A 22,031-nucleotide genomic window follows, 5' to 3' on the forward strand; every position below is an offset into this window, starting at 1 on the left:
ACAATGATAGAACGTTATACACGCCCGGAAATGGGTGCGATTTGGACAGAAGAGAATAGATACCAGGCATGGCTTGAGGTTGAACTTTTAGCGTGTGAAGCGTGGAGTGAACTTGGGGTCATCCCGAAAGAAGACGTGAAGAAGCTGCGCGAAGGTGCTTCCTTCTCCATCGATCGTATTCATGAAATTGAAGCAGAAACCCGTCACGACGTTGTAGCTTTCACACGTGCCGTTTCTGAAACGGTCGGAGAAGAAAGAAAGTGGGTCCACTACGGACTGACTTCAACAGACGTGGTGGACACGGCGCTTTCCTATCAATTGAAACAGGCGAATGAAATCATTCGCAGAGACCTCGTCAACTTCATCGAGATCCTTGGTGAAAAGGCGAAGGAACACAAACATACGGTCATGATGGGGCGTACCCATGGGGTTCATGCCGAGCCGACGACGTTCGGTTTGAAGCTTGCGCTTTATTATGAAGAGATGAAGCGGAATCTGGAGCGTTTGGATCTTGCCATGGACCACATCCAGTTCGGAAAGCTTTCCGGTGCGGTTGGGACCTATGCCAACATTGATCCGTTTGTTGAAGAGTACGTGTGTGAAAAACTGGGCCTGAAGCCAGCACCTGTATCGACGCAGACGCTGCAGCGGGACCGTCACGCTCATTATGTATCCACGCTTGCTTTGGTTGCCACTTCCATTGAGAAAATTGCTGTGGAAATCCGCGGATTGCAAAAAACGGAAACGAGAGAAGTGGAAGAATTCTTTGCGAAGGGTCAAAAGGGATCTTCCGCGATGCCGCACAAACGGAATCCCATCGGTTCTGAAAATATGACCGGAATGGCACGCGTGCTGCGCGGAAACATGCTGACGGCCTTTGAAAATGTACCGCTTTGGCATGAACGCGATATCTCTCACTCTTCCGCAGAGCGCATCATCCTTCCTGATGCAACGATTGCTTTGAATTACATGTTGAACCGTTTCGGCAACATCGTGAAGAACTTGACAGTCTTTCCCGAACGGATGCAGGAAAATATGGAGAAAACATACGGACTGATCTTCTCCCAGCGTGTACTGTTGACGCTCATCGATGAAGGTTTGGTTCGTGAAGAAGCGTACGACCTTGTCCAGCCGAAAGCCATGGAAGCATGGGAGCGAGGCATCCCGTTCCGTGAACTGATTGAAGCAGACGACAAGATCACATCCACCCTGTCCAAAGAACAGCTGGATGCCTGCTTCGACTACAAGCACCACCTGAAACAAGTCGACCGCATCTTTGACCGCATCGGACTATAAGACGAGAGCGGAAAGATCACCATGAGATGAAGGTTAGATGATGGAAAATACTGTATGACCTGGTACACCAGAAACTGGTGTACCAGGTCATACAAAAAATCCCAATTCCTTAGCGAGGTGTTATTGTATGAAGGGTTCTTTATTGTACGAAGGGAAAGCGAAACGGGTCTATCATACGACGGATGAGTCGGATCAGCTCGTTTTATCTTATAAAGATGACGCTACAGCATTTAATGGAAAGAAAAAAGACGAGTTCACAGGCAAAGGACGCCTCAACAACTTGATTACCTCGAAAGTATTCCAATACTTACACCAGCACAACATTACGACCCACTTTATCGAAGCTTTGAACGACACCGAACAACTGGTCAGACGAACGAACATCATTCCTCTTGAAGTCGTTGTCCGCAACCAGGCGGCTGGCAGCATTACACGCCGGCTCGGTATTGAAGAAAAAACGAGCTTCACTCCACCGATCATTGAATTGTTTTACAAGAAAGATGAATTGAATGACCCGCTCATCAACGATGTCCACGCCTATCACCTGACGGACATTACGGAACAAGAACTCACGTTTATTAAGCAACAGGCCTTGGATATCAACATCGAATTACAAAAGCTTTTCCGCTCGGCAGGACTGACACTTGTCGATTTCAAATTGGAATTCGGCCGCCTCCAAGACGGCACCATCGTCCTTTCGGATGAAATTTCCCCGGATACGTGCAGGCTCTGGGACCAGGAAACAGGCGAGAAAATGGATAAAGACGTCTTCCGGGAAAGTACCGGTGACTTGATCGATACGTACACAAAAATTTTACATCGACTGGAGGAGAACATATGCGCAAAGTAAAGATCCACATCACATTAAAAGAAGGTGTCCTTGATCCACAGGGGAAAGCCGTACACAATTCACTGCAATCGTTGGAGTACAACAACGTCCAGGACGTACGCGTCGGAAAATACATGGAAGTGATGGTTGAAGACAGTGACAACCTTGAAGCGGAAATCGACCGCATGTGTGACCAGCTTCTTGCCAACCCTGTTATCGAAAATTACAGCTACACGATTGAGGAGGCGGGTTAAAGTGAAATTCGCTGTCATCGTTTTTCCAGGATCGAATTGTGACCGTGATATGTACTTTGCTGTGAAGGATCAGCTTGGAGCAGAAGCGGATCTTGTCTGGTATAAGGAAGCGAATCTAGCAAACTATGACGGGATTCTACTGCCGGGCGGCTTCTCTTATGGCGACTACCTGCGTTCTGGTGCCATTGCCTCGACGTCTGATGTCATCGCACAAATCAGGGAAGCGGCTGAGGCAGGAAAACCAGTCCTTGGTGTCTGCAACGGATTCCAGATTCTCCTCGAAATGGGTCTTCTGCCGGGTGCGATGCTTCCGAATGAAAAACTTAAATTCATGTGCCATTTTGAAACCTTGACGGTTGAAAATGCCGACACGATGTTCACTCGTCATTACGAGGAAAAGGAAAAAATCCAAATTCCTATCGCTCACGGAGACGGCAATTATTTTTGTGACGAAGAAACGCTTCAGAAGCTCCAAAACAACAAGCAGATTGTATTTACGTATGACCAGAACCCGAACGGGTCCGTCGGAGATATTGCCGGTATTACGAATGAACAAGGAAATGTGCTCGGCATGATGCCACACCCGGAGCGGGCGGTCGAAGCGCTTCTTGGTCATGATGACGGTCTTCGTCTATTTGAATCGATTTTGACACACTGGAGGGAACACCATGCCATCAATGCTTGAGATCAGTCCAGAACAAATCGAAGAACAGCAAGTCTATAGAGAGATGGGGCTGAAGGATGACGAGTATGCCTCGATCTGCTCGATTCTCGGCCGTCGTCCGAACTACACAGAAACCGGCTTGTTTTCGGTCATGTGGTCGGAACATTGCAGCTATAAAAACTCTAAACCACTTTTGAAAAAGTTTCCCACCGAAGGTGCACACGTGCTCCAAGGTCCCGGAGAAGGGGCGGGTATCATCGATATCGGTGATGATCAGGCCGTCGTTTTCAAAATTGAAAGCCACAACCACCCGTCTGCGGTTGAACCCTATCAAGGCGCAGCGACAGGCGTCGGCGGAATCCTGCGTGACGTCTTCTCGATGGGGGCCCGTCCGATTGCGCTCTTGAATTCTCTCAGGTTCGGTTCATTGCAGCAGCCCCGTGTGAAGTATCTTTTTGAAGAAGTCGTCCGCGGCATCGCCGGTTATGGCAACTGTGTCGGCGTCCCTACGGTAGGGGGAGAAGTCCAGTTTGATGATGCGTACAATGGGAATCCGCTCGTCAATGCAATGTGTGTCGGATTGATCGATCATAAAGATATCCAAAAAGGGATTGCAGCAGGAATCGGGAACACTGTCATGTACGTCGGAGCCAAGACGGGCCGCGACGGCATCCACGGCGCTACCTTCGCATCGGAAGAGTTGTCGGAAGAATCCGAAGAAAAGCGTCCGTCCGTACAGGTTGGAGATCCGTTCATGGAAAAACTGCTCATCGAAGCTTGTCTTGATGTCATTCAACACGATGCTCTTGTCGGTATTCAGGATATGGGGGCAGCGGGTCTCACTTCATCAGCAAGCGAAATGGCAAGTAAAGCAGGCACGGGGATGACGATGAACCTTGATCACATCCCGCAGCGTGAAGAAAATATGACGGCCTATGAAATGATGCTCTCTGAATCTCAGGAACGCATGCTTCTCGTTGTAGAAAAAGGACGTGAAGATGAGATTGCGAAAGTTTTCCAGAAGTATAACCTGGAAGCCGTAGCTGTTGGTGAAGTGACGGATACGAAGCGCTTCCGCCTCGAGCATCACGGGGGAGTCGTAGCGGATGTTCCAGTCGATTCTCTTGCTGAGGATGCACCGGTTTACCACCAGCCGTCCCGCGTTCCTGCTTACTATGAAGAGTTTCAAAGAATGGAAGACTATAAACCTGAAGTCACAGACTACCGGGAAACATTGGTGAATCTATTGAAACAGCCGACAATCGCCAGTAAAGAATGGGTGTATGATCAGTACGATTCCATGGTCCAGACGAATACAGTCGTCACGCCAGGGTCCGATGCGGCTGTGCTTCGTGTACGTGGTACGAACAAAGCGCTCGCCATGACGACCGACTGCAACTCCCGCTATCTCTTTGTAGATCCTGAAATCGGTGGGAAAATCGCTGTCGCCGAAGCAGCAAGGAACATCATCTGCTCGGGTGGACGTCCACTGGGGATTACAGACGGTCTCAATTTCGGGTCACCGGAGAATCCGGAAATCTTCTGGCAGATGGAAAAAAGCGTCGACGGAATGAGTGAGGCCTGCCGTGATCTTGAAACGCCTGTCATCGGCGGGAATGTCAGCTTGTATAACGAATCGTTCGGAGGTCAGGCGATTTACCCGACACCGATCGTCGGTATGGTCGGTTTGATTGATGACGTCGCCCATATCACGCGTTCTCATGCTCAGAACGCCGGGGATTTGATTTATGTGATTGGAGAGACGCACGCAGAATTCGGTGGGAGTGAACTGCAGGGGATGCTTGAAGGGAAACATTTCGGCAAAGCTCCTGCGCTTGATTTGAAGACAGAGTACAACCGTCAAAAGCAACTGCTAACCGCGATACGTGCAGGACTTGTCGTCTCTGCCCATGACGTATCCGAAGGTGGTTTGTCAGTTGCTCTTGCAGAAAAGCTGTTTGAAAACGAATTCGGTTGTGAAGTGACGCTCGAAGGTGAACCGGTAACAGCGTTGTTTGCAGAATCGCAGTCACGCTTTATCGTTACCGTCGCGCCGGAACAAAAGGGAGCGTTCGAACAGAGTGTCACAGACGCTCGTCTGATTGGAACCGTGACGGAAAACGGGGTGTACAGAATCAAGCAGGAAGACGTCGTTCTGGAAGAAAAGACATCAGTGTTGAAAGAAGCGTGGAAAGGAGCGATCGGATGCTTGGTGAAATCAAAGGGTTAAATGAAGAGTGCGGCATTTTCGGCGTTTGGGGGCATCAAGATTCGGCCCAGCTGACGTATTACGGCTTACATGCCCTCCAGCACCGCGGTCAGGAGGGGGCAGGAATCGTCACAACGGACGGTGAACAGCTGAAGCTTGCCAAAGGACACGGCCTGATCAATGAAGTTTTCTCTGAAAATCAGCTCGAAGATTTGAGTGGTCATGCGTCAATCGGCCACGTGCGCTATGCAACGGCAGGGGATGGCGGCTATGAAAATATTCAGCCGCTCCTTTTCCGCTCCCAAACAGGCGGTCTTGCTCTTGCTCATAATGGCAACCTTGTAAACGCTCAGGCATTGAAAAATCAGCTGGAGGCACAGGGGAGCATTTTGCAGACCACGTCGGATACCGAAGTGGTCGCCCACTTAATCAAACGCGCGCGACATCTGCCTCTTGAGCAGGCGATTATGGAAGCTCTTTCGATGATCAAAGGGGCGTATGCGTTTCTTGTCATGACGGAGGACCGTATGTTTGTTGCTAATGACCCGCGTGGATTGCGTCCGCTCAGTCTTGGCCATCTTGGAGAATCGTGGGTCGTCTCTTCAGAAACGTGTGCTTTTGATGTAGTAGGGGCTGAGTATGACCGGGAAATCGACCCCGGTGAACTCTTGATCATATCGGATGAGGGCATAGAATCCAAACGGTTCTCTGCACCGATCCAGCGCACGCTCTGTTCCATGGAATATGTCTACTTTTCAAGACCGGACAGCAACCTTGATGGAAAGAATGTCCACGCTTCCCGCAAACGGATGGGCAAATCGCTGGCAGAAGAAGCTCCGATTGATGCGGACGTCGTAACAGGTGTGCCTGACTCAAGCATTTCGGCAGCCATCGGTTATGCGGAAGCTTCCGGAATTCCTTATGAGCTCGGTTTAATTAAAAACCGCTACGTCGGTCGTACGTTCATTCAGCCGTCCCAGGAGCTCCGTGAACAAGGGGTGAAAATGAAACTCTCTGCTGTCCGGGGTATTGTCGAAGGCAAAAAAGTCGTCATGGTCGATGATTCGATTGTGAGGGGTACCACGAGCCGCAGGATTGTGAAGATGCTGAAGGAAGCGGGAGCGAAGGAAGTTCATGTGCGGATTGCGTCTCCTCCGATTCAAAATCCTTGTTATTACGGCATCGATACATCCAACAGCGGAGAGCTGATTGCCGCGAACAACTCCATTGAGGAAATCGAAGAGCAAATCGGCGCAGACAGTCTCGCGTTTTTATCGGTACAGGGGTTGAACGACAGCATTTATCAAGGAGAAGAGTCGTTGAGACATGGCGGGTGTATGGCATGTTTTACTGGCAATTACCCGACAGAAATCTATCCAAACACGATGCATCCATATGAAAAAGCATAGGAGGGAAGCGAGATGAGTCAATCGTATAAACAGGCGGGCGTTGATGTCGAAGCTGGTTACGAAGCGGTCGAGCGTATGAAAAAACATGTCGCCCGCACGATGCGGCCGGAAGTGATGGGTGGACTCGGTTCATTCGCTGGATTGTTTGACCTGAGCGGAATGAGCTATCAACACCCTGTTCTTGTGACAGGAACAGATGGAGTCGGAACGAAGCTGAAGCTGGCGTTCGAGATGGATCAGCATGATACGATCGGTGTAGACGTCGTTGCCATGTGTGTCAACGATATCGTCGCCCAGGGAGCAGATCCGCTTCTGTTTTTGGATTACATTGCCTGTGGAAAAAATGATCCTGCCCGGATCGAGCAGATCGTCAAAGGGATTTCGGATGGCTGTGAACAGTCCGGAGCTGCGTTAGTCGGTGGCGAAACGGCAGAGATGCCAGGGATGTATGAAGAAGATGAATACGACCTCGCCGGTTTTGTCGTTGGGATGGCAGAAAAGAAACAGATCATTACAGGAGATGAAATCAAAGAAGGGGACGTCTTAGTCGGTCTTCCTTCCTCTGGTGTCCATTCGAATGGATTTTCCCTTGTCAGGAAACTCATCGCAGACTTGGATCTCGGTATGGCACCGGCGGGCTGGACCCGGACACTAGGGGAAGTCCTGCTGACACCGACGAGGATTTATGTTCCGGAGATTCAATCGCTGAAGAAAAACACAACCATTAAAGGTGTCGCGCACATTACCGGCGGCGGTTTTTACGAAAACCTTCCGCGCACACTTCCGGGAGGACTTGGCTGCGAAATCGATACCGACAGCTGGCAGGTGCCCGAGGTGTTCCGCTTTTTGCAGGAAAAAGGATCGATCAGCGATGAGGAAATGTTCGGAGTGTTCAACATGGGCATCGGCATGGTCGTCGTGCTTGATCCTTCTGACGTGAACGCCGCGTTCGGAGCGTGTGATGATGCGGTCGTCATCGGAAAAGTGACGGACGAGGAAGGAGTGCAGGGCATATGATCAACATCGCTGTCTTCGCCTCCGGCACCGGTTCGAATTTTGATGCGATCGTCAGCAAAGTGGAATCCGGAGAGCTTGAAGCGAACATCGCCCTGCTCGTCTGTGACCGCATCGGAGCCCCTGTCATCGAAAAGGCACAAAAGCATGAAATCGATACCGTCGTTTACCGGGCAAAAAGTTTTGCAGACAAAGCGGCCTATGAAGAGGCCGTGCTGGAGGACTGCCGACAGCGGGGTATTGAATTCATCGTGCTCGCCGGATATATGAGACTCATCGGACCTACGTTATTGAAGCCTTATGAGCGCCGCATCGTCAACATCCACCCGTCCCTGCTGCCTGCATTCCCTGGGAAAGATGCCATCGGTCAGGCGCTGGAGAAGAAAGTGAAAGTGACCGGCGTGACGGTCCATTTTGTCGATGACGGCATGGATACAGGACCGATCATCGCTCAGGAAGCCATCGATATCGAAGAGAATGACACAGCGGACGATGTGAAAGACAAAATCCAGACGGTCGAACACCGTCTCTACCCACAAGTGATTCAATCATTATTCATCAAGGAGGAGTCTCAATGAAGAAACGTGCCCTACTGAGCGTATCCAACAAACAAGGATTGGCTGATTTTGCAAAAAAACTACATGAACTCGACTTTGAACTTATCTCTACAGGTGGCACGAAACGAGCCATTGAGGAAGCAGGAGTCCCGGTGCAATCCATTTCCGAGGTGACTGAATTTCCGGAAATCATGGACGGACGTGTGAAGACGCTTCATCCTTCGGTCCATGGTGGACTACTTGCTAAGCGCTCTAATGAAGAACATATGAAGCAGCTTGAAGAACTGAACATCGAGACCATCGATCTTGTGGCCGTCAACTTGTACCCGTTCAAGGAAACGATCGCGAAAGAAGGCGTCACAGAAAGAGATGCGATTGAGAACATCGATATTGGTGGACCGACAATGCTGCGTTCAGCTGCGAAGAGTTTTGAAGACGTTGCAGTCGTCGTGGATCCTTCCGATTACGATGAGGTCGTGGAAGGTCTCAAGAACGACGCGCTTTCTTATGAGGCCCGCCGCAAGCTAGCAGCGAAAGTCTTCCGTCATACCGCCAATTATGATGCGATGATTGCCGAATATTTTTCCGGTTTAACTGAAGAACCATTTCCTGAGACGTATTCTGTGACCTATGAAAAAGTGCAATCGTTACGCTATGGAGAAAACCCACACCAGAACGCTGCCTTTTATAAGAAAGCGAATTTTGCAGGTACGTCTCTCGCCGAAGCGGCACAGCTGAACGGGAAAGAACTTTCCTACAACAACATCCAGGATGCCAATGCGGCTCTTGAAGTCGTGCTCGAGTTCCATAAGCCGGCAGCGGTCGCGGTTAAGCACATGAACCCGTGTGGTGTAGGAGTTGGTGAGAACTTGTATGACGCGTATGTAAAAGCGTATGAAGGCGATCCTGTTTCCATTTTCGGAGGCATCGTTGCCTTGAACAGGGAAGTGGATGCTGACACAGCGGCGAAATTGAAAGAGATTTTCCTTGAGATCATCATCGCTCCGTCCTTCAGTCAAGAAGCATTAGATATCCTGACTGCAAAGAAAAACCTTCGCTTGCTGAAAGTGGATATGAAAAAAGCGGATCAACCGGCTCATAAACTCGTAACCGTCAACGGCGGGCTGCTCGTGCAAGATGCCGATGAAGGGTCTCTTGATGATGTCGAGCTTGAAGTGGCGACAGAACGTGAGCCGTCTGAGCAGGAGCTTGAAGATTTGAAGCTTGGCTGGAAGGTCGTCAAGCATGTGAAATCGAACGCGATCGTCGTAGCGAAAGGAGACCGTACACTTGGTGTCGGCGCCGGTCAGATGAACCGCGTCGGTGCAGCGAAAATCGCCTTTGAACAGGCAGGTGAGAACGCGGAAGGCAGCATCATGGCGTCCGATGCCTTCTTCCCAATGCCGGATACTGTGGAGGCGGCAGCGGAAGCAGGCGTGACTGCGATCATCCAGCCAGGCGGTTCCAAGCGTGATCAGGATTCCATTGATGCCTGCAACAAACATGGCATCGCGATGGTCTTTACTAGAATGCGTCACTTCAAACATTAATGGAGAGGGTGGAGTCTTATGAACGTTTTGGTCGTCGGTCGAGGAGGCCGGGAGCACAGCCTTGTGCAGAAGTTTGCAGAAAGTGATCAGGTCGAGCGTATTTTCGTAGCCCCTGGAAATGCAGGGATGAGTATGATTGCTGAATGCATTGATACGAGTGAGCAGGATTTTGACGGGCTGGTTGCTTTTGCCCGCGAGAATAATGTAGAACTGACCGTAGTAGGACCGGAAAACCCTTTGCTTGATGGTTTGGTGGACGCTTTTCAGGAAGCGGACCTACGGGTATTCGGTCCGACCAAAGCGGCTGCACTTATTGAAGGAAGCAAACATTTTGCCAAACAGCTGATGCAAAAATACGAGATTCCGACTGCTGGGTACGCTGCTTTTTCAGAAGTGGAAGCCGCTCAAGCCTTCATTAAAGAAAAAGGCGCACCGATTGTGGTGAAGGCGGATGGACTGGCAGCTGGAAAAGGTGTGGTCGTAGCTGAAAACGTGGACGAAGCGCTGGCGGCAGCGGAAGATATGCTTGAAAACGGCCAGTTCGGTGATGCGAGCCGGGAAATTGTCGTGGAGGAATTTCTGGCAGGGGATGAGTTCTCGCTGATGGCGTTTGTGAATGGTGCGGAGGTCTATCCGATGCTCCCAGCGAAAGATCATAAGCGGGCCTATGATGGAGATCAGGGTCCGAATACAGGCGGTATGGGTGCTTATGCCCCTGTAAAGGAATTGAATAATTGGTCGTACGCGTTTGCCGTCGAGGAAATCGTAAAACCGGTAGCGGCAGCGATGGTGGAGGAAGGCCGATCGTTTACCGGCATTCTGTACGCGGGCCTGATCGAAACGCCCACAGGTCCGAAGGTGATTGAGTTCAATGCGCGCTTCGGAGATCCGGAAACGCAGGTTGTACTGCCTTTATTGAAAAATGATCTTGTACAAGTGATGATTGATGTGCTTGATGGTAAAAATCCTGAACTGATGTGGTCGAAGGATTACTGTGCGGGAGTCGTCATTGCTTCTGAAGGCTATCCGGGGGCTTATGAAAAAGGGCGTCCGTTACCTGAGTTGCAAGTAGCGGAAGATGGTTTTGTCGTCCATGCAGGGACCGCTTGGGAAGACGGGAAGTATGTATCCAGCGGCGGGCGCGTTCTTCTAGTTGGAAATAGAGGAGAAGACTTGGCGCAAGCGCTGGACCGTACGTATCAATCGCTACAGCCATTTGAGGATCAGAGCGACTTTTTCTATCGAAGAGATATCGGACGATCATCAGTCTCTTCGGCGGCTTCTCATACCGACATAGAATAAAGCGGCAATCGATCCGATGATGGTGACGATGACGAAACCGACGTCTGTGAAGTACTCCATAAAATCCATATGATTCATCCTTTTGAGAAAGAGCGGGGACGCCCGCTCTTCTTTTGTTGGTGATGGTGATATATCAATTTAAATCTGGTTATATCAATCAAAAACTAGATATATCGGCTAAACTTTATTTTTATCGGCCCAATTTTTAATATATCTACGAAACAAGAAAATCATCGGCAGAAACATGCCGGACACCTCCGCGTTTATTGGTCCTGCGGAATATTCTGCTGCCAGCTTTGCTCGATGCCGTCTTTTTCTGTTGCCATTTCTTCATAGACGGCGGTCAAAGGGCAGAAGCGTACAATTCCTTCCGCAACTTTCAATGCAGACAACATGATTAGAAGCGGGTGGGAAGAATCACACTCTCTGCGTGAACCGCGGATGGTCAAATAGGTCAGCATACTAAGACCTGCGGTGATGCGGACCATACTGTTGATGATTCCGATATTCGGTTTCATTGTGCTTCCTCCTTACCAGAATGGAATATCCTGTGTTACCATAGAACATAATGATCTCAGGGAGGTACGCTCCATGAACGAAACACGTTTCCGTTGGCGGAACCGTCAGCTGCGTGAACATGCAGCCATCATTGATGGAAAAAAGGCGCCGACGAAATTAATCAAAAATACAACATACTTGAATGTTTACTTAAAGAAATGGATGCATGGCCATATTTGGCTGTATGATGATCGCATCATCTATACTGGCCAAGAGCTTCCTTCCTATACAGAAGGCACGGAAATCATTGATGGCACAGACAGTTATATTGTGCCTGGCTACGTTGAACCGCATGCCCATCCATTTCAGTTATATAATCCCCAGAGCTTTGCAGAATATGCGGCAGAGACCGGGACGACAACGCTCGTCAACGATAACTTGATGTGGCTTTTTTTAACGGAAAAAGAGAAAGCGTTTTCTTTATTGGAGGAGTTCATGGATTTGCCGGCTACGATGTACTGGTGGGCCCGTTTTGACCCGCAGTCGGTGCTGCGTGATGAAGATCGTCACGCTTTCGATTCGCAGATTCCAGACTGGATTACTCATGATGCCGTGATTCAGGGCGGGGAGCTGACTGCCTGGCCGGATGTTCTTCACCATGGAGACGAACAGATTCTGCATTTTATGCAGGAGACTAAACGATCAAGAAAGCCATTGGAAGCTCATCTGCCGGGTGCATCTGAACAAACGCTTGTGAAAATGCGTTTGCTCGGCATGGATTCAGAACACGAATCGATGACCGCTGACGATGTACTGAAGCGTTTGGAAATCGGTTATCATACAGGGTTGCGCTATTCTTCCATCCGTCCGGATCTTCCGGATATTTTACAAGGGTTAGTAGATCAAGGTCACAACCACTTTGACCATATGATGTACACGACGGATGGATCAACGCCTGGCTTTTATCGTGAAGGACTGATCAATCCATGTATTCAAATCGCATTGGATGCCGGCGTCCCGGAAATTGATGCATATATGATGGCTACGTATTACGCGGCCCGTCACTTCGGGATTGAAAATCGTGTGGGGAGCTTGAACGCCGGGCGTGTCGCTCACCTGAACTTTTTATCACATCCGAAAGACCCGATGCCCCACTCCGTTATCGCTAAAGGGGAGTGGACAAAGCGTGATGGTGAAGTTTTGAAAAAAGAAACACCGATCCAGTGGGAGAAAAATGGTGTGAAGCCGCTTGATCTGGATTGGGAAGTGACCGATGCGGATATGCAGTTTTCCATGCCGATCGGTCTTGAGATGGTGAATGATGTCATTATGAAACCATATGCCATCGACACGGACGTTTACACCGACCGGCTGAGTGAGGACAATAAAGAATCTTACCTCATGCTGATGGACCGGGAAGGGGAATGGATGGTCAATACGCTGCTGAAAGGATTCACACAGACCTTAGGCGGCCTTGTCAGCTCTTACAGCAATACAGGCGATATCATATTGACAGGGAAATCACGTAAAGATATGAAGAAGGCCTTTCAACGCATGAAGGAAATCGGGGGCGGGATTGTGCTGGTGAATGAAGGTGAAGTCCTTTATGAACTTCCGTTGGCTCTTGGCGGCGTAATGGCCGACCTGCCGATGAAAGAGCTTATGGAGGAAGAATCGAAATTAAAAGATTACCTGCTACAGCATGGGTTTACGTTCAATGATCCCGTCTACACGCTCCTCTTTTTATCGTCCATGCACCTGCCGTTCATCCGGATTACACCGCTTGGAATCATGGATGTGAAAAAGAAAGAGGTACTCTTTCCTTCAATAATGCGTTAAAATAAAAGAGGGAATACAGATGAGGGAAGTGCTGTTATTGAGAAAGCTTACAATCTTCAGCTTGCTTATCGTCCTTCTGCTCACGGCTTGTAACGAGAAGGCAGGGGCTGCACAACCTGGAGAAACGAAAGAGAAAGAAACAGCGGTCGAAAAACAAATAGAGACAGAAGAGAACGTGACCGTTGATGAAAAGGAAGAAACTGAACAAGCCTATACAGAAACGTTCCCACTGACAGGTGAACCGGCGGTTGATAAAGCAGATCATCGCGCCTTGGCCGTCATGGTTAACAATCACCCGAAAGCGAGACCTCAATCAGGGTTGAGCCAGGCCGATATTGTCTATGAAATTTTGGCAGAGGGGCAGATTACACGCTTCCTTGCTTTGTTCCACAGTGAGATTCCTGATACAATAGGGCCGGTAAGAAGTGCACGGCCATACTATTTCAAAATCGCTGATGGGTTTGATGCGCTTTACGCGTACCACGGGGCGTCCACGGCCATCAATCAGCAAGTAGCCAGCAGCGGGATCGATTATCTGGATGGAGCGATGTATGATAACAACGGCTGGTTATTTCAACGGTCCTCCGATCGTTCAGCCCCTCACAACTCTTATCTTTTGACAGAGGGAGTCGAGCAGGCGGCTGCAACTAAAGGCTATGATGCTGAAGAGGCACCTGAAACACTGTCTTTTACTGAGAAAGACTCCTTCGATGGTACGCCGGTGGATGACGTACAGGTCACATATGGCAGTCGGACGAATGTGAGGTTCACCTATGATTCTGAAAAAGAGCAGTTTTTACGTTCCAGTGATGGAGAGCCGACCATCGACCGTTTGAATGAGGAACGTGTGGCCGTTGAGAATGTCTGGATCATAGAAACGGGTCACCAGATCATCGATGGCGCAGGTCGTCGAGCGATTGATCTTACTTCAGGCGGGAACGGGTATCTTTTACAAAAAGGACAAATGAAAGAAGTAGAGTGGAAGAACGTCGATGGACGACTGCTTCCCTATAAAGACGGCAGCCCGCAGGCATTTACCCCGGGTAAGACTTGGGTGAACATCATTCCAGGGAACGCCGCAGTAGAAACGGAGTAAGGAGGGAAAAGGCATGCAGATCGATAAATTGAGAGGGAAGACGCTCGATCAACTGTTCGAAGCGGTATTATCTTTGCAAAGTGTAGAAGAATGCTATGAATTCTTCGATGATCTCGCAACGATGAATGAAGTCCAGTCACTCGCTCAGCGATTGGAAGTAGCGCGCATGCTGCGTGAAGGCTTCACTTATCATAAAATTGAAACCGAAACAGGTGCATCCACGGCGACGATCTCCCGTGTGAAACGCTGCTTGAATTATGGCAATGACGCTTATACACAAGCGCTTGACCGTGTACAAGCGAAACAAACCGAATAGGTGAGGAGAGGCTGCCAACAGGATGTGGGCAGTCTTTTTTGATGGGTGAGGAGGATATCTATCCATGATTCTAAGAGAAACCGGACAGGCATAGGCTAGTACTATGGAAGGGGACCTGTCCGATGAAAACGATGTTGAAAAAAGGCGCCATGATCATTCTCGGCAGTATGATACTTTCACTCGGCATCAACTTTTTCCTGATTCCGGATCATGTGTTGGATGGAGGCATCATCGGAATCGGGATGATCGCCAATTACATATGGGGGCTTGAGGTGGGGTTAACGATCATCTGCTTCAGCATTCCGATCTTTACACTCGCCTGGTTCTTTTACCGCTCTTATTTCTACAACAGTCTGCATGGGCTGCTCATTTCTTCTTTTTCCATTGACGTTCTCCAAGGGCTGCGTGCCCATCACCTGCCGCTCGATCCAGCGATCAGTTCCATCATAGGAGGGGCACTTGTGGGTGGTGGGATCGGTTTGATGCTCCGGGTGCATACAAGCACGGGCGGGACCGACCTCCTCGCGCAAATGATCGCCGACTGGTGCAAAGTCAATGTCGGTTTCGTCATCCTCGCGATTGACGCTGTCGTCATCGGTGCGAGCGGCTACCTGTTCTCCCTCGAGACGCTCATCCTCTCCGCCATCACCATCCTAAGCGTCGGCCTCGTCACCATGACCTTCACATCCACCCGCCTCCTCCCCGAACAACCATCATGACTTGAGGGTGTGATGGTAGTGGTTATGGTAATATTTGTATGACCTGGTCATCTATTATTTTACAGCCCTCCAAACCCAAATCCGTCCTCTCTTTTGAGTAGAGAGGGCGGGTTTTTTCGTGTTTACAATTTATGGTGTACCAGGTCATACATATATTTCCACACCCTCCACATCCTCTTCTTATCATGGTCATAGATTTGTTTGGTTGTGCCCCTCAACCCGGGGATGAAAATTTGCTATAATGGGTAGATGGATAACTGTTGTTTTGGAGGACGGAAATGTACAATATAAGCGAGTGGGATCATGTGTTCAAGCTTGATCCGAATAAGACGATCACAAACGCAGACTTAGAGAAGATATGCTCATCAGGCACAGATGCGCTCATCGTCGGAGGTACAGACGGTGTCACGTTCGAAAACGTCACGGATTTGCAGGAACGCCTGGAGTCCTTTGACATCCCCTATGTGCTTGAAGTGTCAGACATCGAAGCCATTGCGCCCGATTTTCATGCCTATTTCATCCCTCTTGTCCTGAACAGTGGACATAAGAAGTGGATGATCGATGTGCAGCACCAGGCGATTAAAGAATATGGCGATGTGATCGAGTGGCAGGACATGCTGACGGAAGGGTATTGTGTCCTCAACCCGGAAGCGAAGGTGTTCAAACGGACCGATTGTACGCTCCCGGATCATGAAGATGTCCTCGCCTATGCCCGGATGGCTGAACACATCTTCCATCTGCCCGTCTTCTACATGGAATACAGTGGTACTTACGGGAACCCCGGCTTGGTCCAAGACGTGGCTCGTGAATTGAAAAACACATCCCTCGTTTACGGCGGAGGCATCCGTTCGGAAGAACAGGCGTCAGAAATGGCCGCTTATGCAGATGTCATCGTTGTCGGCGATGTGATTTATGATAACCTAGAGGTTGCTCTTAAAACGGTCAAAGCCGTTAAATCAATGAAGATGAAGGATGGTGGACCCTCATGACACAGGCATTGAACGCATTGATTCAAGGCTTGAATACAGAACAACGAGAAGCGGTGACCCACACAGAAGGCCCGCTGCTCATCATGGCAGGTGCCGGAAGTGGTAAAACACGTGTACTGACACACCGCATCGCCTATCTACTTAGTGAAAAAGATGTAGCGCCACGGAATATATTAGCGATTACGTTTACCAATAAAGCAGCACGCGAAATGAAAGAGCGTGTCGAATCTCTTGTCGGCAAGGATGGGGAAAAAATCTGGATGTCCACGTTCCACTCGATGTGTGTACGCATCCTGAGACGTGACATCGACCGGATCGGTTATGACCGCAACTTTTCCATCCTCGATTCGAGCGATCAGCTTTCTGTCATTAAACAAGTGTTGAAAGAGATCAATCTTGATCCGAAAAAATGGGACCCGCGTGCGATGCTCGGTGCCATCAGTAATTCGAAGAACGAATTGATGACCGCAGAGGATTATGAAAAACAGGCGAACAACATGCACGAAGAACAAATCGCCCAAATCTATAAAGGCTATCAAAAGAAACTCCGCAAAAATCAGTCGCTCGATTTCGATGACTTGATCATGCAGACACTGAGACTTTTCGATGAAGTGCCGGAAGTTCTGGAATCCTACCAGCGCCGTTTTCAGTACATTCATGTCGATGAGTATCAGGATACGAACCATGCCCAGTATCAACTCGTCAAACATTTGGCGAGCCGTTACCAGAACCTATGCGTTGTCGGTGATTCCGACCAGTCGATTTATGCGTGGCGCGGGGCGGATATTCAAAACATCCTGAACTTCGAAAGTGACTATCCGAAAGCACGGACGATCCTGCTTGAGCAGAACTACCGCTCGACAGAATTAATCCTGGATGCTGCCAACAATGTCATCGATAAAAACAGTGGCCGTAAGCCGAAGCGCCTTTGGACGGATAATAAAGGTGGAGAGAAGATCCATTACCACCAGGCAGGCACCGAACGTGAAGAAGGTCTTTTTGTCACTGATAAAATTGAAGACCTCGTCCGCCAAGGGAAGTTCCGTTACCAGGATGTTGCGATTTTGTACCGTACGAACGCTCAGTCCCGTACGATTGAGGAAACGTTCGTCAAAGCTGGCGTGCCGTACCAAATGATCGGTGGGACGAAGTTCTATGATCGTAAAGAGATCAAGGACATGCTTGCTTACCTGCGTCTGATCGCGAACCCGAACGACGACCTCAGCTTCCAGCGTGTGGTCAACGAACCGAAACGCGGTGTCGGGAAAACGAGTATGGATAAGATGCTTGCCTATGCGGCCGATCACGATATTTCCCTTTATGAGGCGGCAGCCGAAGTCGATTTCGTCGGCGTGAGTGCGAAAGCAGCGAAAGCGATCATGAGTTTCCGTAAAATGATCCAGACGTGGGCTGAACAGCAGGAATTCCTTTCTGCGACTGATATGGTTCAGGAAGTCATCGATAAGACCGGCTATGAAGAGATGCTTATGAACGAGAAGAGCATTGAAGCACAAAGCCGCCTTGAGAACATCGAAGAATTCAAATCTGTGACGAAGAACTTTGAAGAAAACGCGGAAGATAAGACACTGGTCGCCTTCCTGACCGATCTTGCACTGATTGCGGATATTGATTCTATGAATGAAGACCCTAGTAGTGATGATACAGTGACGTTGATGACCCTGCACTCTGCGAAAGGTCTGGAATTCCCGGTCGTCTTCCTGATTGGTATGGAGGAGAACGTCTTCCCGCACAGCCGGGCACTAATGGATGAAGAGGAGATGGAAGAAGAACGCCGTCTTGCTTATGTCGGAATCACCCGTGCAGAGAAAGAATTGTTCATTTCCCATGCGAAAATGCGCACCCTTTACGGACGGACGAATATGAATCCGATCAGCCGCTTTATTCATGAAATTCCAGAAGAGCTGGTTGAAGGAAAAGAACAGAAAGAAGAGCTGCCATTTTTCAATAAAAAACGTGAAAGCACGCCGTTCGGTGCGAAGCCTCAAGCCGCTCCGAAGAAACGGGCCGCGAAGAAACCTGAGAAGAAAGCTTCCTCAGGCGGCGAGAAAATCGGCTGGCAGCCGGGCGACAAAGCGCAGCATAAGAAGTGGGGCGAAGGAACGGTCGTCAAAGTGCAGGGCGAAGGAGATGCGATGGAACTCGATATCGCCTTCCCGGCACCGACAGGCATCAAGCGCCTGCTTGCCCGTTTTGCTCCGATTACGAAAGCGTAAGGAAGTGGATGGATATGAACGCAACGGAAGCTAAGCAAAAGATTGAAGCACTCAGAAAGGATCTCGAGCAGTACAGCTACGAGTACCACACGCTCGATGAACCGAGTGTTTCAGATTATGAATATGATAAAAAAATGCAGGAATTGATCAACCTTGAAGAAGAGCATCCAGATTTGCAGACACCCGATTCACCTTCCCAACGGGTTGGAGGCAAGCCCCTTGATGCTTTTGTAAAAGTGCAGCACGACATCCCGATGCTGAGCCTGGGAAATGCCTTCAATGATGAAGAACTCCGTGATTTTGACCGTCGTGTCAAAAACGGCACCGATGCCGAGGTCAATTACGTATGTGAACTGAAAATCGACGGCCTTGCGGTTTCTTTGAAATATGAAGATGGGATCTTTGTTCGGGGAGCGACTCGTGGAGATGGGACGACAGGGGAAGATATTACGAAAAACCTTCGTACCATCCGAAATATCCCTCTTCGCCTGAACGAGCCGATGACCGTCGAAGTCCGCGGTGAAGCGTATATGCCGAAGAAATCGTTCATGGCCTTGAATGAAGCCAAGGAATCGAATGGGGAAGAGCCTTTTGCCAACCCGCGAAACGCAGCTGCGGGTTCCTTAAGGCAGCTGGACCCGAAAATCGCGGCCAAGCGTAACCTCGATATTTTCCTTTATGGCATCGGTGTGTGGGAAAACGATCCGACAGAATCGCACAGTGAGCGCCTGGAGAAAATGAAAGAGCTCGGACTGAAAACAAACCCGGAATGGAAAAAGTGTAACGATATCGAAGAGGTCATCGACTATGTCAATAGCTGGGTCGAACACCGTGCTGATCTTGATTACGAAATTGACGGCATCGTCATCAAAGTGGACAGCCTCGATCAACAGGAAGACTTGGGCTTTACCGCGAAAAGCCCGCGCTGGGCAACGGCCTACAAATTCCCGGCAGAAGAAGCGATTACGAAACTCAAAGATATTGAACTCAGTGTCGGTCGTACAGGTGCCGTGACACCGACAGCGATTCTTGATCCTGTCAAAGTCGCAGGAACAACGGTCCAACGCGCATCTTTACACAATGAAGACCTGATCATCGAAAAAGACATCCGCATCGGAGATACCGTCGTCATCAAGAAAGCGGGAGACATCATTCCTGAAGTCGTCCGTGTAGTTGAAGATCAGCGGACTGGTGAAGAAGAACCGTACCGCATGCCGGAAGAATGTCCAGAGTGTGGCAGTCAGCTCGTGCGTCTTGATGAAGAAGTCGCCTTACGATGTGTGAACCCGAACTGCCCGGCTCAACTAAGGGAAGGCTTGATCCACTTCGTTTCAAGAAATGCGATGGATATCGAAGGACTTGGGGAAAAAGTGATCGCCCAACTGTTCCAGGAAAACTTGATCCATACGATCGCAGACTTGTATAAACTCGACCGTGAAGAGCTGCTGCAGCTCGATCGGATGGGTGAAAAATCAGTGGAGAACCTTTTGAATGCGATTGAAGCTTCAAAAGAAAACTCCCTGGAGCGACTGCTGTTCGGACTGGGAGTCCGTTACGTAGGTTCGAAGGCGGCGAGCACGCTAGCCCAGCATTTTGAACATATGGACGCGCTCGTCGAAGCGGATGCCGCAGCGCTTGAAGCCATCCCAGAAATCGGCAGCAAAATGGCCGAGTCGATTGCCAGCTATTTTGACGAAGACCAGGTCATACAGTTATTGGAAGAATTGAAGCAGCTCGGCCTGAATATGGAGTATAAGGGTGCGAAGAAGAGTGATCAGCCGGTCGATTCTCCTTTCAACGATAAGACCGTGGTCATCACAGGGAAAATGGAAGAATACAGCCGTTCGGACATGAAAAAAATGATTGAAGAACTTGGCGGGAAAGTGACAGGAAGTGTGAGTAAGAAGACCGACCTTCTCATCGCTGGTGAAGACGCTGGTTCCAAGTACGCGAAAGCATCAGACCTGGGGATTGAAATTTGGGGTGAAGAGCAGTTTAAAAACGCTCTATCCTGATCGATATAAACGTTTTATGGTTATACAAGAGTAGCCGGAGCGTAGGAAATCATACGCGCTCCGGCTGGTCTCATTAAGGGAGTGGAAAGCATGAGGAAGATGCACGCACTGTTGCTTAGTTCTTTGCTCGTCGTAAGCGCGTGTACGCCCGTTTTTGACAATAGAGAAGAAGTCATACAAGAAACGAAAGATGAAAAAAATAATCAATCTGCCATCATCCCGAACTACAATATGTCGGAGCAGGATTACCGGATGATTCTGACAGAGAGTAGTCCGAAGGTTTCAACGGCACGTGCGGTGACGACGAACCAGATGGGGAACCGGATGGACATTGATGAATTCGAAAGCGGCCTTCGCCGTCATTCCAAAGAATACTTCGATCCAGATAAGTATTTTTTCCAGCCGGGACAATACTTTGAAGGTGATACGCTGCTCCGGTGGTTAGGCAGGGAGAGCGGGGGCAATGAAGACGGCTTGAATCCCGAGCTTAACGAAGATGAAGCGACCGAAGAAGAGTTTCGTGAAAGCCCCCGTTATATATCAAATATCATCGAGCAGAATTACTTAGTCAGACAAGATGAAAACAAGGTGGAATTGAGAGGGTTGACCATCGGGATCTCATTGAGAACCGTCTACAACTTTACCGCTGAGGACCGAAGCTTTTCTGAGGACCACTCGACCGAAGAACTCCTTCAAAAAGGGAAGGAATACGCAGGAGAGATTTTGAAGCGGATTCGGGAAAGAGAAGAGCTCAACGGTGTACCGGTCGTATTCGCCTTATATGAAGAAGAGGAAGCAAGTTCGAAAGTTCCAGGCAAGTTTTTAAGTAAAACGTATGTCAAAGGATCTGACCTTACCATCAATGGTTGGGATAACATCGATGAAAAGCACGTGCTGTTTCCTTCCAAAGAAGCAGAAGACGATCACTTCGATGATTCACAGATCTTTTCAGACTTCCGAAAAGAAGTTTCCGACTACTTCCCAAACTTCGTAGGGATGATTGCCAATGGATTTTATGTCAATAACGACCTTCGCGAAGTATCGATTGAAATACCGATCCAGTTCCAATCTGAATCGGAAGTTGTCGGTTTCACACAATATGTGTACAGTCTTGTAAACGAAATGTTTGCAGACCATTACAATGTTCAAGTGAATATCCACAGTATGGATGAACCGGAAAGCCTGATCGTTAAAAAAGCCGGCGAGCAGGAACCTTTCGTTCATGTGTATGAATAATAAAA

Annotated in this window: 20 protein-coding genes; 18 read left to right on the plus strand and 2 right to left on the minus strand. The window is 49.2% G+C overall.

From position 1 onward, the window contains the following. The first annotated feature begins 3 nt into the window (after nt 1–3). The 10 genes from purB (at nt 4) to purD (ending at nt 11,084) form a co-directional block, all read left to right on the plus strand. Nucleotides 4–1,296 (plus strand): adenylosuccinate lyase, encoded by a 1,293-nt coding sequence (gene purB / locus J0K78_RS11215; RefSeq protein ID WP_206947019.1) that lies wholly within the window; start codon nt 4–6, stop codon nt 1,294–1,296. 127 nt (nt 1,297–1,423) lie between these two features. Next, nucleotides 1,424–2,146: a phosphoribosylaminoimidazolesuccinocarboxamide synthase gene (gene purC, locus J0K78_RS11220; protein WP_160913904.1), complete on the plus strand. Its 723-nt coding sequence runs from the start codon at nt 1,424–1,426 to the stop codon at nt 2,144–2,146. Next, a complete protein-coding gene (gene purS, locus J0K78_RS11225; RefSeq protein WP_089651512.1) occupies nt 2,134–2,379 on the plus strand; it encodes a phosphoribosylformylglycinamidine synthase subunit PurS in 246 nt (81 codons plus the stop codon). Before purC ends, purS begins: the two co-directional genes overlap by 13 nt. A gap of 1 nt (nt 2,380) precedes the next feature. Continuing rightward, complete coding sequence (gene purQ, locus J0K78_RS11230; protein WP_206947021.1) at nt 2,381–3,064, plus strand: phosphoribosylformylglycinamidine synthase subunit PurQ; 684 nt, start codon at nt 2,381–2,383, stop codon at nt 3,062–3,064. After that, the gene (gene purL / locus J0K78_RS11235) at nt 3,048–5,273 is read left to right on the plus strand and encodes a phosphoribosylformylglycinamidine synthase subunit PurL (protein ID WP_206947023.1); all 2,226 of its coding nucleotides are present in this window, start codon (nt 3,048–3,050) and stop codon (nt 5,271–5,273) included. Before purQ ends, purL begins: the two co-directional genes overlap by 17 nt. Then, nucleotides 5,249–6,661: an amidophosphoribosyltransferase gene (gene purF, locus J0K78_RS11240; RefSeq protein WP_206947025.1), complete on the plus strand. Its 1,413-nt coding sequence runs from the start codon at nt 5,249–5,251 to the stop codon at nt 6,659–6,661. The genes purL and purF overlap by 25 nt, the downstream gene beginning before the upstream one ends. Nucleotides 6,662–6,673: 12 nt before the next feature. Continuing rightward, nucleotides 6,674–7,678, plus strand: a complete 1,005-nt coding sequence (gene purM, locus J0K78_RS11245) for a phosphoribosylformylglycinamidine cyclo-ligase (RefSeq protein ID WP_206947027.1) — start codon at nt 6,674–6,676, stop codon at nt 7,676–7,678. Next, nucleotides 7,675–8,253: a phosphoribosylglycinamide formyltransferase gene (gene purN / locus J0K78_RS11250; RefSeq protein WP_206947029.1), complete on the plus strand. Its 579-nt coding sequence runs from the start codon at nt 7,675–7,677 to the stop codon at nt 8,251–8,253. Before purM ends, purN begins: the two co-directional genes overlap by 4 nt. Next, the gene (purH, locus tag J0K78_RS11255; protein WP_206947031.1) at nt 8,250–9,782 is read left to right on the plus strand and encodes a bifunctional phosphoribosylaminoimidazolecarboxamide formyltransferase/IMP cyclohydrolase; all 1,533 of its coding nucleotides are present in this window, start codon (nt 8,250–8,252) and stop codon (nt 9,780–9,782) included. Before purN ends, purH begins: the two co-directional genes overlap by 4 nt. Before the next feature lie 18 nt (nt 9,783–9,800). After that, the gene (gene purD, locus J0K78_RS11260; protein WP_206947032.1) at nt 9,801–11,084 is read left to right on the plus strand and encodes a phosphoribosylamine--glycine ligase; all 1,284 of its coding nucleotides are present in this window, start codon (nt 9,801–9,803) and stop codon (nt 11,082–11,084) included. Here purD and J0K78_RS20305 read toward each other — a convergent pair. Both J0K78_RS20305 and J0K78_RS11265 read right to left on the minus strand, forming a co-directional pair. Continuing rightward, nucleotides 11,046–11,153: an EYxxD motif small membrane protein gene (locus J0K78_RS20305; RefSeq protein ID WP_335808466.1), complete on the minus strand. Its 108-nt coding sequence runs from the start codon at nt 11,151–11,153 to the stop codon at nt 11,046–11,048. The two genes, purD and J0K78_RS20305, sit on opposite strands and share 39 nt — an antisense overlap. A 194-nt stretch (nt 11,154–11,347) precedes the next feature. Next, on the minus strand, nt 11,348–11,602 hold the full coding sequence (locus J0K78_RS11265) for a YgaP family membrane protein (protein ID WP_206947034.1): 255 nt from the start codon (nt 11,600–11,602) through the stop codon (nt 11,348–11,350). A 73-nt stretch (nt 11,603–11,675) separates the two neighbouring features. Between J0K78_RS11265 and J0K78_RS11270 the strand changes: the two genes are divergently transcribed. The 8 genes from J0K78_RS11270 to J0K78_RS11305 all read left to right on the plus strand — a co-directional run bounded on the left by J0K78_RS11270 (nt 11,676) and on the right by J0K78_RS11305 (nt 22,026). Further along, entirely contained in the window at nt 11,676–13,421 is a 1,746-nt protein-coding gene (locus J0K78_RS11270) for an adenine deaminase C-terminal domain-containing protein (protein ID WP_206947036.1), read from the plus strand. Between the two features lie 19 nt (nt 13,422–13,440). Further along, complete coding sequence (locus J0K78_RS11275; protein WP_242517837.1) at nt 13,441–14,517, plus strand: DUF3048 domain-containing protein; 1,077 nt, start codon at nt 13,441–13,443, stop codon at nt 14,515–14,517. A 13-nt stretch (nt 14,518–14,530) separates the two neighbouring features. Then, nucleotides 14,531–14,833, plus strand: a complete 303-nt coding sequence (locus J0K78_RS11280) for a YerC/YecD family TrpR-related protein (protein WP_089651501.1) — start codon at nt 14,531–14,533, stop codon at nt 14,831–14,833. Nucleotides 14,834–14,964: 131 nt separating this feature from the next. Beyond that, entirely contained in the window at nt 14,965–15,552 is a 588-nt protein-coding gene (locus J0K78_RS11285; RefSeq protein ID WP_206947257.1) for a YitT family protein, read from the plus strand. A 278-nt stretch (nt 15,553–15,830) separates the two neighbouring features. Next, a complete protein-coding gene (gene pcrB, locus J0K78_RS11290) occupies nt 15,831–16,541 on the plus strand; it encodes a heptaprenylglyceryl phosphate synthase (RefSeq protein WP_206947038.1) in 711 nt (236 codons plus the stop codon). Beyond that, on the plus strand, nt 16,538–18,775 hold the full coding sequence (pcrA, locus tag J0K78_RS11295) for a DNA helicase PcrA (RefSeq protein ID WP_160913928.1): 2,238 nt from the start codon (nt 16,538–16,540) through the stop codon (nt 18,773–18,775). The genes pcrB and pcrA overlap by 4 nt, the downstream gene beginning before the upstream one ends. Before the next feature lie 14 nt (nt 18,776–18,789). Beyond that, nucleotides 18,790–20,790, plus strand: coding sequence for an NAD-dependent DNA ligase LigA (gene ligA / locus J0K78_RS11300; RefSeq protein ID WP_206947040.1), 2,001 nt, complete (start codon nt 18,790–18,792; stop codon nt 20,788–20,790). A 90-nt stretch (nt 20,791–20,880) separates the two neighbouring features. Further along, complete coding sequence (locus tag J0K78_RS11305) at nt 20,881–22,026, plus strand: CamS family sex pheromone protein (protein WP_206947041.1); 1,146 nt, start codon at nt 20,881–20,883, stop codon at nt 22,024–22,026. Nucleotides 22,027–22,031: the final 5 nt, after the last annotated feature.

Origin of the sequence: Halobacillus sp. GSS1, from assembly GCF_017307035.1 — a bacterium.
In the GTDB taxonomy this organism is placed as follows: Bacteria; Bacillota; Bacilli; order Bacillales; family Halobacillaceae; genus Halobacillus; species Halobacillus litoralis.